Origin of the sequence: Fundidesulfovibrio soli (assembly GCF_022808695.1) — a bacterium.
In the GTDB taxonomy this organism is placed as follows: Bacteria; Desulfobacterota; Desulfovibrionia; order Desulfovibrionales; family Desulfovibrionaceae; genus Fundidesulfovibrio; species Fundidesulfovibrio soli.
Genome location: NZ_JAKZKW010000008.1, coordinates 67,818 through 81,591 on the forward strand (window position 1 = coordinate 67,818; position 13,774 = coordinate 81,591).

General features: G+C 66.4%; 13 protein-coding genes. 6 read left to right on the forward strand and 7 right to left on the reverse strand.

Annotation, left to right across the window (positions count from 1 at the left end):
- Positions 1–20 precede the first annotated feature (20 nt).
- From MLE18_RS09285 to MLE18_RS09295, 3 genes are all read right to left on the reverse strand, one after another.
- Complete coding sequence (locus MLE18_RS09285) at positions 21–740, reverse strand: ABC transporter ATP-binding protein (protein WP_243438516.1); 720 nt, start codon at positions 738–740, stop codon at positions 21–23.
- A gap of 241 nt (positions 741–981) precedes the next feature.
- Positions 982–2,142: an ABC transporter permease gene (locus MLE18_RS09290; protein ID WP_243438517.1), complete on the reverse strand. Its 1,161-nt coding sequence runs from the start codon at positions 2,140–2,142 to the stop codon at positions 982–984.
- A 13-nt stretch (positions 2,143–2,155) separates the two neighbouring features.
- Positions 2,156–2,560, reverse strand: coding sequence for a Fe-S-containing protein (locus tag MLE18_RS09295; protein ID WP_243438518.1), 405 nt, complete (start codon positions 2,558–2,560; stop codon positions 2,156–2,158).
- 294 nt (positions 2,561–2,854) lie between these two features.
- On the opposite strand from MLE18_RS09295, the gene MLE18_RS09300 reads away from it, so the two are divergent.
- Entirely contained in the window at positions 2,855–3,430 is a 576-nt protein-coding gene (locus tag MLE18_RS09300) for a hypothetical protein (RefSeq protein WP_243438519.1), read from the forward strand.
- Between the two features lie 139 nt (positions 3,431–3,569).
- Positions 3,570–4,952, forward strand: a complete 1,383-nt coding sequence (gene gltX / locus MLE18_RS09305; RefSeq protein WP_243438520.1) for a glutamate--tRNA ligase — start codon at positions 3,570–3,572, stop codon at positions 4,950–4,952.
- Positions 4,953–5,146: 194 nt separating this feature from the next.
- Here the strand turns inward: gltX and MLE18_RS09310 are convergent, their stop codons facing one another.
- The 4 genes from MLE18_RS09310 to MLE18_RS09325 form a co-directional block, all read right to left on the reverse strand.
- Positions 5,147–5,911 (reverse strand): glycerophosphodiester phosphodiesterase family protein, encoded by a 765-nt coding sequence (locus tag MLE18_RS09310; RefSeq protein ID WP_243438521.1) that lies wholly within the window; start codon positions 5,909–5,911, stop codon positions 5,147–5,149.
- 203 nt (positions 5,912–6,114) lie between these two features.
- Positions 6,115–7,044, reverse strand: coding sequence for an Lcl C-terminal domain-containing protein (locus MLE18_RS09315; protein ID WP_243438522.1), 930 nt, complete (start codon positions 7,042–7,044; stop codon positions 6,115–6,117).
- A 319-nt stretch (positions 7,045–7,363) separates the two neighbouring features.
- Positions 7,364–8,455 carry a GDP-mannose 4,6-dehydratase gene (gene gmd / locus MLE18_RS09320; protein WP_243438523.1) on the reverse strand — a complete coding sequence of 364 codons (1,092 nt, stop codon included), beginning with the start codon at positions 8,453–8,455 and terminating at the stop codon, positions 7,364–7,366.
- Complete coding sequence (locus tag MLE18_RS09325; RefSeq protein WP_243438524.1) at positions 8,452–9,429, reverse strand: GDP-mannose 4,6-dehydratase; 978 nt, start codon at positions 9,427–9,429, stop codon at positions 8,452–8,454. Before MLE18_RS09325 ends, gmd begins: the two co-directional genes overlap by 4 nt.
- Before the next feature lie 244 nt (positions 9,430–9,673).
- Between MLE18_RS09325 and MLE18_RS09330 the strand changes: the two genes are divergently transcribed.
- From MLE18_RS09330 to MLE18_RS18105, 4 genes are all read left to right on the forward strand, one after another.
- Positions 9,674–9,976: a hypothetical protein gene (locus MLE18_RS09330; RefSeq protein WP_243438525.1), complete on the forward strand. Its 303-nt coding sequence runs from the start codon at positions 9,674–9,676 to the stop codon at positions 9,974–9,976.
- A gap of 98 nt (positions 9,977–10,074) precedes the next feature.
- The gene (locus MLE18_RS09335) at positions 10,075–10,626 is read left to right on the forward strand and encodes a periplasmic heavy metal sensor (protein WP_243438526.1); all 552 of its coding nucleotides are present in this window, start codon (positions 10,075–10,077) and stop codon (positions 10,624–10,626) included.
- 165 nt (positions 10,627–10,791) lie between these two features.
- Positions 10,792–11,976: a hypothetical protein gene (locus MLE18_RS09340; protein WP_243438527.1), complete on the forward strand. Its 1,185-nt coding sequence runs from the start codon at positions 10,792–10,794 to the stop codon at positions 11,974–11,976.
- Between the two features lie 4 nt (positions 11,977–11,980).
- Positions 11,981–13,738 (forward strand): two-component system sensor histidine kinase NtrB, encoded by a 1,758-nt coding sequence (locus MLE18_RS18105; RefSeq protein WP_243438528.1) that lies wholly within the window; start codon positions 11,981–11,983, stop codon positions 13,736–13,738.
- Positions 13,739–13,774 lie beyond the last annotated feature (36 nt).

The following is a 13,774-nucleotide window of genomic DNA, read 5'->3' on the forward strand; positions in this document are numbered from 1 at the left end:
CGCCCGGCGAAGTTCGCAGCTCAGGAGCGGACGATGACCTCCCCCGGCTTCACATTCGAGCGGTGGGCCACGCACTCCACCTCGTCTCCGTCAACCACGCGCCCGTCCTCCATGACCACGGTGCGCTGCGCCAGCCTGGCGTAGCCCATGTCGTGCGTGACCATCACCAGGGAGACTCCCTCGGTGTGCAGGTCGCGCAAGAGCTCCACGATGCCGTCGCCGTTGCGCTTGTCCAGGCTGCCGGTGGGTTCGTCCGCGAAGAGCACCTCCGGGCTTTTGACCAGGGCGCGGGCGATGGCCACGCGCTGCTGCTCGCCGCCGGAGAGGTTGCCGGGCAGGCGGCCGCCCTTGCCGCCCAGGCCCACGCGCTCCAGGCACTCGGCGGCCTTGTCGCGGATGTCCTGCCCGACGGGGCGCAGGGTGTTCATGAAGGGCACCATCACGTTCTCCAGCGCCGTGAGGTAGGGCAGCAGGTGGTGCAGCTGGAAGATGATGGAGAAGTCCTTGTGTCGGAGCCGGTTGATGCGGCCCTCGGGCATGGCCGTGACGTTCTCCCCCTGGTAGAGCACATGGCCCGAGTCCGGGCGGGTCAGGGTGGAGAGGACGTTGAGCAGCGAGGACTTGCCCGATCCCGAGCGGCCCACCACGCACACGAATTCGCCCTTGCCCACCTGGACGGACACGTTGTCCAGCACGAGGGTGTCGCCGTAGGATTTGGATACGTTCACGGCCTGAAGCATGTCGGTCTCCCGTTTGGTTGTCTCTGATATGGAAATATGGTCCGGAGTCGCCTCCGGCGGGCAAAGGGCCTTCGGCCCTCCGCACTCCCTTTCCGCTTCGCGGCGTGTGCCGTAGCTGCCGGTGTCCGGCTGACAACCGCTCCCTACGCGAAGCTGTGAAGGATTCCAAAGGAACGAAGTTCCTTTGGCGGGAGAGTCCGGAGAGGGCAGCGCCCTCTCCGGCCGCCGGAGGCGCTCTCCTCTAAAGCATTACCAAGGCCTGGCTGGGGTCGGTGTTGGCGGCCTTCCAGGCCGGAATCACCGACGACAGGCAGGAGATCACGGCCACGCCCGCCAGGGTCACGCCCAGGTGCCACCATTCCATTTGCATGGTCGCCTCCTTGCCGAGCTCCAGCATGTCCATCACGGAGTGGCTCACGCCGAACCCGCCCAGGAATCCGGCCACGCCCGCGGCCATGCCGATGGCCATGGCCTCCAGGCAGAAGATGGAGAACACGCTCCCCCGCGAGTAGCCCAGGGAGCGCAGCACGCCGATCTCGTGCTTGCGTTCGTTGACCGAAGCCAGGAGCGACAGTGCGATCATGAAGCAGGCCGTGAGCAGCAGGATCACGCTGACGATGAGCGCCAGGTGCTGCACGAAGTGCACGGTGTACATGCGGGCCTTAACGATCTTCTGCATGGCCACGATGTCCACGTCGGGGATCTTCTGCTGGATCTGGGCCACGATGTCGTCGATGGGGCAGCCGGAGCACAGCGCGGCCACCTCGGCGAAGTGGATCTGGCCGGGCTTGCCCATGGCGGCCTGCAGGTCCTCGATGCCGGCGAAGATCACGTTGTCGTCCTCGGAGCCGGTCTGGGTCAGCAGGCCGGACACGGTGAAATCCCGTCCCTGCACCTGGAAACGGTCGCCCACCTTCAGGCCCAGGGTCGCGGCCGCGCGGGAGCCCACCAGCACCTCGCCCGGGGCCTCGGGCGTCTTGCCCTCGAATCCCCAGTAGTTCTTGATCATCAGCTCCTCGGGCCAGTCCACGCCGATGACGGCCGCGTGCTGCCCCTTGACCTCGGTCAGGGCGATGAACTTGGGCGCCACGGACGCGATGCGCTCGTGCAGCTCGATGGTGCGGACCTTGTCCACCTGTTCGCGGCTGAGGCTCTTCACGTCCAGGGAGACGTTGCCCAGGCTGAAGCCGCCGTAGCCCACGGCCAGGGTGTCCACCTTGGGCTGGAGCAGGATGTTGGCGCCGTAGGCGGTGAGCTTCTTCTCCATGGAGTCGCCCACGGCCTTGGACACGTAGTTGAGCGCCACCACGGAGCAGATGCCCGCGGCGAAGACCACGGTGAGCAGTGCCGTGCGCATGGTCTTGCGGCGCAGGGTTCGCAGAGGCAGGGTGAGCAGGTTCACGGGCGCTCCTTGGCTATTTGAAGTATTTGATGCCCTGGGCCAGGTCGGACTTCTGGATCACCACCTTGTCGCCCTCCACCTTGTTGGGCAGCGGATGCGGGTTGCAGCCGCCCTTGACCATGCCCACGCGGGTCACGGGGAATTTCATCCCGCAGTTGACGCAGACCATCACGTCGCCCGACTGCTTGTAGCCCTTCTTCTCGGGGAAACAGACGTCGCAGGCGTCCAGGGCGGAGCGCACGGAGCCGTCCGGGGCCTTGATCAAGAAGTACTTCACGGTGACGCCGTCCACGTCGAACTTGAAGAACTTGGCGGTGTCGCTGACGTCGGAGAGCGGGATGGTGACCGTGTCGTCGGCGGCGCGGGCGGCGGGGGCCAGGGCCAGAAGCAGGAGCAGGGGGAGAAGGATGCGTTTCACGAAAGATACCTCTCAGTATAGGATTTGCACGACGACCGGTTGCGGTGGCCCGGCCTGTGAACGTCGGAGAAGCAATGGGATAACCATTCTTTGTTCACAGTCAAAACGGACAAGATGAAGCAGGATTTGTGCCTGTGTCTAACTGTTCAAAATCGAAAAGTTTATTCTGAGGAGTGGTGTCAGTATGTGCAATATACTGCACAAGATAGGCCTTTGTGCAAGGCGGGACTCCGAGGGGAGGGGAGGCCTGAAATACAATAACCGTTGTGAGGTGGACCCAGGTGCGATATTGATGTGCGCAAAGAGTTGTCGGGTTTCGAGTTGCCGACGGGCGGTTATTGCCGCTTTGCTGATTTGAGCACCGTCGCCGCGCAAAGGAGCTTTTCGATGAAGAAGGCGTTGATGATCCTGGGTGGGTTGTTTCTGGCGGCGTTCGTGTTGGTTGGCGCGTTGTTCGCCTACATGGCTGTCGTGGGGCAGGGGCTGGACCAGGAAAGCAAAGCCTATGTTATGGAGACGGTTCCGGTGCTCTGTTCCGCTTTTGATCTGGAGACCTTCAAAAAACACGCAAGCCCGGAGCTTCTGAAAGCCGGCTCTCCCGAGGAATTGACCAAAATATTGATCTGGCTCAAGGGGCTTGGCCAATTCGGGCGGATTATCGAAGTAACTGGTGACGCCAATATTTCCTACATGCTTGGGAGCGGTAAAGTCGTAACGGCCAAATACAGGGCCAAGGTTGAGTTCGAGACAGGCCCGGCAACAATCCAGATCGTACTCGTAAAGCGCCACGATGGTTGGAAATACAGGCTGTTCACGATCAATTCCATGGCGCTCGTGCCGCAATCTGATCCAGCCCCCTCGCCCTCCTGAGCTGTCGGCGCGAAGGCCGCCCGCGCCCTTCGTTGACATCCGCCCACTGAAAGGCTTACCAGCCAGCCACCCCAAATTTTGGCAATCACGGGCCTATGTGGTGGGCTTTTCCCCGCATGGCGTCCGTTCTGGAGGCTTCATGAGCATCGTCACCCGTTTCGCCCCCAGCCCCACCGGACAGCTGCACATCGGCGGCGCGCGCACGGCAATCTTCAGCTGGCTGCTGGCCCGCCAGGCAGGCGGCCGTTTCCTGCTGCGCATCGAGGACACCGACACTGTCCGCTCCCAGGCCGCCTACACCGAGGGCATCCTGGCCTCCATGAAATGGCTCGGCCTTGATTGGGACGACGAGCCCATCTACCAGACCCAGCGCTTCGAGATTTACAACCAGTTCATCGACTCCATGATCGAGAACGGCACGGCCTACTGGTGCTCCTGCACCCCCGAAGAGGTGGAGGCCATGCGCGAGACCGCGCGCGCCAACGGCACCAAGCCCAAGTACGACGGGCGCTGCCGCGAGCGCGGCCTGGGCCCCGGCCCGGGGCGCGTGGTGCGCCTCAAGGCCCCCCTGGCCGGCACCACCATCATGGACGACCTGGTCCACGGCCCGGTGGCCTTCGACAACGCCGAGCTCGACGACATGATCCTGCGCCGCTCCGACAACACGCCCACCTACAACCTTGCCGTCGTGGTGGACGACGCCACCATGGGCATCACCCACGTGATCCGGGGCGACGACCACATCAACAACACTCCCAAGCAGATCATGATCTACAACGCCCTGGGCTTCCCCCTGCCCAAGTTCGGGCACGTGCCCATGATCCTCGGGCCGGACAAGAAGAAGCTCTCCAAGCGCCACGGCGCCACGGCGGTCTACGAGTACGAGGCCCAGGGCATCCTGCCCGAGGCCATGCTCAACTGCCTGGTGCGCCTGGGCTGGTCCTACGGCGACCAGGAGATCTTCAGCCGGGAGGAACTGCTGCGGCACTTCTCCATCGGCAGCCTGGGCAAGTCCGCCTCGGTGTTCGACAACGAGAAGCTGCTCTGGTTGAACCAGCACTATATCAAGGAAGCGGACCTGGACCGCCTGGCCGGGCTGCTGGCCGCGATCCTGGGCGAGAGGGGCTACGCCGGGCCGGATGCGGCCTATCTGAAGGCGTTCATCCCGCTTTTGCAGCCGCGCTCGCGCACCATGCTGGAGATGGCCGACCAGGCCGAGATGTTCGTGGCCGAGGAGCCCGCACTGGACGAGGCCGCGGGGTCCAAGTTCTTGACTGATGAGACCAAGCCGCATTTGGCCGAGATCGCCAAGATTTTCGAGACTGCGGACGACTTCAGGCAGGAGCCTCTGGAGGCCGCCGTGAAGGCCTATCTTGAGGGGAAAGAGCTGAAATTCAAGCTGGTCGCCCAGCCCCTGCGCGTGGCCCTCACCGGAAGAACCGCCAGCCCCGGCCTGTTCGAGATGGTGGAAGCCATGGGCAAGGAGCGGGTGCTGAAGCGGTTGAAGAGGGTGGCGGGGTAGCTGGCGAGTCCGGAAATCGGGTGGAGAGAGCGGGGCGCTGCCCCGCACCCCGCAAGGGGGCGTGGCCCCCTTGACCCGCAAATAGGGCGGAGTGGCGTCGGGGGTGCCCCCCGTCGAACTCACGCAAAATGCATGAAAAGGCCCGGACGGCATCGTCGCCCGGGCTTTTTCATTATATGCCAGGGTATCGGCACTTAGTCCTCCCCATCCTCCGGCTCCGCCATCCCGCCCTCGGGCCGCGCCTCCTCATAGATCGCATTGAACCCGTGCATCGCGCAGAACTTTCTCTGCTCCCGGTTGCGCGCAGTCCAGACCAGCACCGGCATCCTCTCCCGCATCCTCATGAGCCAGTTGAGCCGCCAGCCAGTCAGCATGGTGATGTCCACGGCCGCGAAGTGCGGCTGCGTCACGCAGTTCAGCAGCATGTTGCGATAGGCGAAGCTCCTGAGCGGGTGCCTCGCGGATTTGTCCGCATAGTCGTAGACAAGCTGTCCCCTCAGGAAATGCGGCCTGCGCCGCTTGAACCACAGCACCGAGAACGGGTTGAAGGCCTGCACCGCGAACGGGCCGCCGTAGCCGTCCAGCAGGGCGGCCACGCGTTCCTCCAACGGGCCTGGGGGCCCGTCGCCCTTGAGTTCCACCAGCAAGGGCGAGCGCCCGGCCACGAGGTCGAGCACCGTGGAGAACAGGGGGATCGCGTCGCCCGTGCCGAAGAGACGGAACCCGGAAATATCCGCATAGGAGCGCTCGCGCAGCAGCCCGTCCACGCCGCAGGCCCTCATCAGGCCCTTGTCGTGGAAGGCCACCACTTGGCCGTCCCCGGTCAGGCGAACGTCCAGTTCGATGGGCATGCCGGACTCCGCGCAACGCTCAAAGGCCGAGAGCGAATTCTCGGCCACGCTCACGTTGTCGTGCAGGCCCCGGTGGGCGATGGGGGCGTTTCTCAGCCAGTCGCGCATGGATTCTCGCAGGGTGATTGTCGGGCATCGGCACCATGCCTTCCCGACGACCCGAAGGCAACCGGCGCGCTTGGCTGGTAGCGCAGCCGGCAAACGGCAGGGCGGACGCTTCTATGACGGGGCGAAAAAGCCGGGGGAATCCAAACGAGAAAAAGGCCGGCACGCTCCCGCGCACCGGCCTTCATTCGTCAGGCTTCTGGATGCTACTGGGTCACAAGCAACAGCAGCGCTCCGGGCACACCCGCCATGGGCGTGTAGGTCCATCTGCCGCCGCGTACGCAGCGTGCGTATTGCTGGGGCGGGTCTTGCGTGACTTTCCAGTACCCGTCGGAAAGCCCGTCGCTGAATGATACCCGCCAGCCATAGGGCGAATAGGTGTTGTAGGTCGTGCTCGCCCAGAACAAGTTGGTGCTGGGGGTGAAAACGGCGGGCAGGACCGAGCCGGTGAGGCTGTAGTCCGTGATGGTCAGCAGCTCGCGGCGGTTGGGCAGGCGCCAGTCCTTGTAGCCGCCGGTGGTGCGGCGGGTGCAGTAATCAAGGGCGTTCTGCCAGTAGGCGGGTGTTGCGCTGCCGGTTTTTTCCCACATCAAACCGGTGGAAGCGTCGCTGACCGTGCCGTTGCCGTTGTCGGTCAGGCTGGGGCCGGGCAGGGCCGAGCCTTTGACGCAACGCACGCTGTAGCTGTCGGTCTGGGCGTAGCGTTCGGACTTGCCGGTGGAGAAATCGACGCCCCAGGCATCCGTGGCGGAGCCGGCGACCGGAGTGGAAGACCAGTAGGGGGCCGCATCGGCCTGGGGACCGGGAAGCGAGGTTGTGGGCCAGACGCCGAGGTTGACCGTGCTCAGCAGCTCCTGCTGGGTGGGCAGCCGCCACCCCGTGCCGCCCAGGTTCAACCCGGAGCAGGTGTTTCCCGCGTCTTCCCAGCTCTTGCCCTCGATGCCGCTGGTGTTTGCGTCGATCTGCCAGATCAGGCCGGTGAAAGTGTCGGTGGCGGTCCCGTTGCCGTTGTCGGTGAACTTGGGCTGGGGGCCCCGGAAGTTTCCATCCTGCGCGGAGAACGGTTTGCCGCGCGACAGGCAGACGATGGAAGCGGTGCTATCGTCGAAGCACAGGGTCTGCCCGGTGTCAGGCAAAGTGTACGCCCGGGCGGGGACCGGTGCGGATGCGAAAAGGAAGGATGCCAGTATGCCCGTCAGCAGGAGGAATGGGAGGAGGAGGGGCGAACAAGGCTGGCTCTGATTCCGCGCGATACTGCTCATACTTGGCTCCAGAGGTTGCTGCGTGGCGAAAATATAATCTTGTTGCACCCGGGAGGCAAATCATAATAAACTGCAAGATTCTGATTCCGCCCAGGCCGGGTGTGGCCAGCCATCCATTTGTACTCACAATGAAAAAGCCCCGTGACCAGAGTCTCGGGGCTGTGGAGCGAAGATTAATTTCTCTTCATGAATGCTATTCGTGGAAGTCATACGTCCTGAAGCCCTGGGTCTTGCAGAGGCTGTCGCGCTCGGCGTCGCGCAGGTCGGCCTGGATCATCTCCGCCACCATCTGCTTGAAGGTGATGCGCGGCTCCCAGCCCAGCCTCTCGCGGGCCTTGGCCGGGTCGCCCAGCAGGGTCTCCACCTCGGTTGGGCGGAAGTAGCGCGGGTCAACGGCCACGAGGCACTGCCCGGTCTGCGCGTGGTAGCCCTTCTCGTCCACGCCCTGGCCTTCGAAGCGCAGGGGGATGCCCAGCTCCTCGGCGGCGGCCTGCACGAACTGGCGCACGCTGTGCTGCACGCCGGTGGCGATCACGTAGTCCTCTGGCCCGTCCTGCTGGAGCATGAGCCACATCATCTTCACATAGTCGCGGGCGTGGCCCCAGTCGCGCTTGGCGTCCAGATTGCCCAGGAACAGGCAGTCCTGCAGGCCCAGCTTGATGCGCGCCATGGCCCGGGTGATCTTGCGGGTCACGAAGGTCTCTCCGCGCAGGGGGGACTCGTGATTGAAGAGGATGCCGTTGCAGGCGTACATCCCGTAGGCTTCGCGGTAGTTCACCGTGATCCAGTAGCCGTAGAGCTTGGCCACGGCGTAGGGGCTGCGCGGGTAGAAGGGGGTCTTCTCAGTCTGGGGGGTCTCCTGCACCAGGCCGTAAAGCTCCGAGGTGGAGGCCTGGTACACGCGGGTCTTCTTGGCCAGGCCCAGGATGCGGATGGCCTCCAGCACGCGCAGGGTGCCCAGGGCGTCGCAGTTGGCCGTGTATTCCGGCGTCTCGAAGGAGACGGCCACGTGCGACTGCGCCGCAAGGTTGTAGACCTCGTCGGGCTGCACCTTCTGGATGACGTTGATGATATTGGTGGAATCGGTCAGGTCGCCGTAGTGCAGGATGAACCTGCGGTTGTCCACGTGCGGGTCCTGGTAGATGTGGTCGATGCGGTCCGTGTTGAACAGGGAGGATCGGCGCTTGATGCCGTGGACCGTGTAGCCCTTCTCCAGCAGCAGCTCCGCGAGGTAGGCCCCGTCCTGGCCGGTGATGCCGGTGATGAGGGCGACTTTGTTGCTCATGAACAGTTCTCCTGAAGGCGCAGGCGCTCCTGTTGGGCCCGCACCATTTCTTTCACGACGAGGGGCATGTCCTTGCTGGCGCTCCAGCCCAGCAGCTCGCGGGCCTTGGACGGGTCCCCCTTGCTGACGGGGATGTCGGCCGGGCGCAAGAGCTCGGGCCGGGTGTCCACGTGCTCGGCGTGGTCCAGGCCAACTGCGGCGAAGGCCTGGGCCGTGAACTCCATCAGGGAGTGGCTCCTGCCCGTGGCGATGACGAAATCCTCAGGCTCCGGGTGCTGGAGCATGCGCCACATGGCGTCCACGTATTCGGCGGCCCAGCCCCAGTCCCGCACGACGTCGGTGTTGCCCAGGCTCAGGCGCTCGCCGGACCCGGCCGCGATGCGGCAGGCCGTGGAGACTATCTTGCTGGTCACGAAGCGCGTGGGCCTCAGCGGGGACTCGTGGTTGAAGAGGATGCCCGAGCAGGCGAAGAGCCCGTAGGCCTCGCGGTAGTTGGCCACGGCCCAGCACGTGGCGGCCTTGGCCACGGCGTAGGGGCTGCGGGGCTTGAAGGGGGTCTCCTCGTTGGCGGGCTCGGGGGTGTGGCCGAAGCACTCGGAGGAGCAGGCGTTGTAGAAGCGCACCGGGCGGCCCAGCAGGCGCAGCAGTTCCAGAATGTTGAGGGTGGCCACGGCCACGGACTCGAACGTCTCCAGCGGCTGGTCGAAGGAGAGCCCCACCGAGCTTTGACCGGCCAGGTTGTATATCTCGTCGGGCCGGGTCTTCTCGATCACCTGCCAGAGCCCCCTGAAATCGGAGGGCGAGGCCGAATGCAGGGCCACCTTGTCCGCCACGCCCAGCAGCCGCAGATTGGCGGTGCGGGCCATCTGCGCGTCCCGGGAGGTTCCGGCGACGGCGTAGCCCTTCTCCAGGAGCAGCTTGGCGAGGTAGGCCCCGTCCTGGCCCGTGATGCCGATGATGAGCGCTGATTTCATGGATGGTCCGGTGGAAGCGTGTAAAAGGTGACTCCTCTTGGGCCAAAGCTCACTTCCTGTCAATGGCGCGACCCGGGGCGCGGCCTGCGCGCTTGTGCACGGGCTTGTGCAACCGGTTGCACAACCCCGTGCAAGCTGCCGGGGCTGGCTTGATAATATCCTGGAATCGTTGAAGCAGTTTGTTGGCACGGTTGCTGCTTTGTCCCATCGCAGACGCGGCAAACGCCGCCTCATGGAGGTTCCCATGCGCACAACGGCACTCTTCATCGCTCTGGCGGCGCTGGCCCTGGCGCCTCTGGCCGAGACCGCCCTGGCAAGGGGCAACGGTTACGGCAACCGCAACGGCTGTCCCGGCTGGTCGGCGGGCGGCCCCATGACGGGCGCGGGCTACGGTCCGGCCAACTGCCCGGCCTACTGGCAGGGGGCAGGCCCCGGCTCAGGCTACGGCCCCGGCGCGGGGCGCGGCTACGGACGCATGATGCGCGGCGTCTCCTGGAACACGTCCTCACCGGCGCAGACCCAGGTCCCGGCACAGGCCGCTCAATAGCGCGAAACCCGAAAGGGCCTGAACACAGGTCCGGCCCGGCCGGACGAAACGGCGCCGCTCCGCCGGGAACGGCGCGCAACGACAAGGAGCCTTACGAGATGACCATCCGCACGATGACCCTTTCCCTGGCGATGGCCGCCCTGCTGGCTGCGGGGTCTTTCTCCCCGGCGCAGGCCTGGCGGGGCATGTCGCTCGACATCCCGCAGGACAAGCAGGAGCAGGTGGCCAAGATCTACCGCGAAGGCCGCCAGAAGATCGCCGAACTGGAAAGCCGCAAGTGGAACAAGCAGGGCGAACTCAACGCGCTGCTGGCCCAGGCCAAGCCTGAGAGCTCCAAGATCGAGGCCCTGGCCAAGGAGATCGGCAACCTGAGCTCCATGATCTACCAGGAGCGCGTGGGCCTGCAGCAGCGCATCTTCAAGGAGACCGGCGTGAGCCTGCCCATGGCCGACGGCCCCGGCTCCGGCCGCGGCGACTGCCCCGGGGGCTACGGCTCCGGCTACGGTCCCGGCGGCGGTTACGGCCCCGGCGGTTGCCCCATGGGCGGCCCCGGCGCGGGTTTCGGCCCCGGCAAGGGCGCTGCCAAGGGCAACCTGCCCTCCTGCTGCCAGACCTCCGAGGCTCCTGAGACCCAGCCCAAGACCAATTAGTCCTCCGCCTCCACAGCGCGCGCAGGCGCGCCCTCACCAAGGGAACCCCGCCCCCCACCGGCGGGGTTCCTCCTTGATGGGCGGATTGCATCGGACGGCGGCGGGGTGTAGATCAGTGAGCTTGCGGCGGGCCGGTGCCCGCGCCGATCGCAGGGAGCAAACTTCATGATACGCCGTCTGTTCTGGTTGCTTTTCGCCTTTTCCCTGGCGGGGCTGTGCGCCTCGTCCCTGGCTCTGTTCGCCGGCCCCTCCAGCGAGGTGGCCCTCTGGTCCGAGTGGACCTTCCTGGGGCTCTCACGTCCCCGCTGGGAGGCCCTGCACTACGGCATGGGCCTGCTGACCGTGCTGGGCGGGCTGGGCAGCCTGCTGGCCGGAGGCCGCAGGATGATGGCCCTGGAGGAAGAGGAGCGCAGCGCGGCCCCCTCCTGGGTGCTGGCCGTGATGACCTTCTTCGTGGTGATGGTGGCCAGCGTGCTGAAGCTGCCCCCGGGCGGCACGCTTGTGAACCTCTCCGCCTCGCTCAAGGCCTGGCACGCCAAGAGCTTCGGCGAGCCCCCCATCGCCGGGGCCGCCTCCATGACGCCCACGGACCTGGCCAAGCGCCTGAGCCTGGACCCGGCCAAGGCCCTGACCAACCTGGCCCTGCACAACGTGAAGCTCTCCTCCCCGGACGCCACCCTGCAGGAGATCGCCCGCAAGAACGGCCTGGCCCCGGCCGCCGTGTACGAAACCCTTCGCGGCGGCAAGGAGCCCAAGGCCCCCACGCCCCCGCCGGTGCAGACCGCCGAGGTCAAGACGCCGCCCCCCGCGCCCCAGCTGCCCGCCGACCCCCCGCCGGGGCTTGGCAGGCTCAAGCTCTCCGACGTGTGCGAGCAGTACGGCCTGAACCTTTCCACCGCCGTGGAGAAGCTCACCAAGGCGGGCATCAAGGCCTCCCCGGAGATGACCCTGCGCCAGATCGCCCAGTCGAATCTGATGCTGCCCATCGAGGTCTACGACGCCCTGCGCGGCGTGCCGCCCAAGGCTTCCGAGCCTGCCCCCGCTCCGGCGCCTGCGCCTGCGCCAACTCCGGCGGCCCCCCAGGCTTCCGCTTCGGCGCCGGCCCCCGTTCCGTCCCAGCCGGGGCACGAGCAGCCAGTGGCCCAAACCCCGGGCGTCATCCCCGTGCCGGAGGGCCTGGAGCGCATGACCCTTTCCGCCTTCTGCCGCGAACACGGCATCGACACCCAGCAGGCCCAGGCCAGGCTCAAGGCCCGGGGCATAGTGGCCTTCTCGGACATGACCTTCCGCGAGCTGGCCATCGAAAACAACCTCACCCCCGAGCAGGTGATGGATCTGGTGGTGAAATAAAACCGTGGACGTCTCCTCCCAGCGTTCGCCCGTAAGCCTCCTGGCCCTGGCCGCCCTGGCCCTGGTCATCCTGGGGGTGGCGCTCTCGGCGCTCACCTGGCGCAACCTGGTGGAGCAGCGCAGGCTCATCGACCAGCACGTGCTTTTCGCGGCGCGGGCCATCCTGCACGGGGTAGAGGCCAACCTCACCCGCGTGATGCCCATGCTCGGGCGCATGCAGCCCGAGGAAGCCCGACTGCGCCTGCAGGAGGCCTTACAGGAGGTCACGGCCTCGGGCGACGTGCTGTTTCTGGGCGTGTACGATTCCCACGGCCAGCTGCTGCTCTCCTCCCAGCCGGAGACGGCGGGAGGCGCGGTCCAGCCCCCCCTGGACCCACTGGCCCTGGAGGACCTTGCCGTCACCGGCGAGTGGTTCGGCAGCCTGCCTTTCGCCGGGGGCACCACCATGCTGGGCTACGCCAGCACCATGCGCCCCGGCATGGCCCAGTTCTGCCCGGGAGGGCGCGGCTTGGGCCAGGGACCAGGCCAAGGCTCCGGCCAGGGCCCTGGCAGAGGCCCCGGCTCCGGGCCGGGCACGGCCCCGGGCCGCCAGGCCCCCGTGTATTTCCTGGTGGGCATGAGCCTGGACGAACACTACCAGCAGTACCGGCAGTTCCGCAGCCAGGCCATGGCCCAGACCGGCTTCGTGCTGGGCGCGGCGGCCCTGGTCTGGCTGCTGCTCCTGGCCTACATGCGCAGGCGCACCCAGGGGCGCAAGCTGGTGCGCCTGGAGAGCTTCCACTCCAAACTGCTGGACTCCATCCCCGAGGGCATCATCGCGGTGGACGCCTCGGGCATGGTCACCGCCGCCAATCCGGCGGCCAAGAACATCCTCGGCGAGGAACTGGCCGGGCGCAGCTTCGATTCCCTTCCCGTGGCCGCCTGCCTGCGGGAGCCCGGCGAAGGCTGCGCCGCCGCAGGGGAGTGGCGCCAGCAGGACCTGGAAGGCAGACACCTGGAGATTCTCAGCCGCTCCCTTGACGGCGAGACCCTGGTCATCCTGCGCGACCGCACCCATCTGCGCTCCCTGGAGAACGACCTGGAGCAGAGCCGCCAACTGGCCACGGTGGGCCGCCTGGCCGCGGGCGTGGCCCACGAGATCCGCAACCCGCTCTCCGCCCTGCGCGGCTTCGCGCAGCTGTTCGCCTCCAAGCTCAAAGGCCGGGAGCCCGAGGAGTCCTACGCCAGGACCATGGTGCAGGAGGCCGACCGCCTGGGCCGCGTGGTCACGGATCTGCTCTATCTGGCCAAACCCCGCCCCATGGAGCCCGCGCCCGTGGAGCTGGCCGCCCTGTGCGGGGAGCTGGAATCCCTGCTGCGCTTCGACCTGGAGCGCCGCAACGCCAGCTTCGCCACGGCCCTGGAGGCCCCCGAGGCCTTCGCGGACCCCGACGCGCTCAAACAGGCCCTGATCAACCTGGTGCTCAACGCCCTGGCCGCGCTGCCCGCCGAGGGCGGGGCCGTGACCGTGCGCAGTGAATCCCGCCAGGGCGGCACGGCTGTCTCCGTGCAGGACGACGGCCACGGCATGAGCGAGGAGGAGCGGTCCCGCGCCCTGGAGCCCTTCTTCACCACGCGGCGGGACGGCTCCGGGCTGGGGCTGGCCATCGTGCAGAGCATCGTGCGCCATCATGGCGGGGAGTTGGAGATCGAGTCGGACCCCGGTCGCGGCACCCGCGTGACCATGTTCTTCCGTTCCGTAGCGCCGCAAGGCAACGGGTGATCCGCCCCGCCGCGAACAATCGTGGTGAAACTGAGC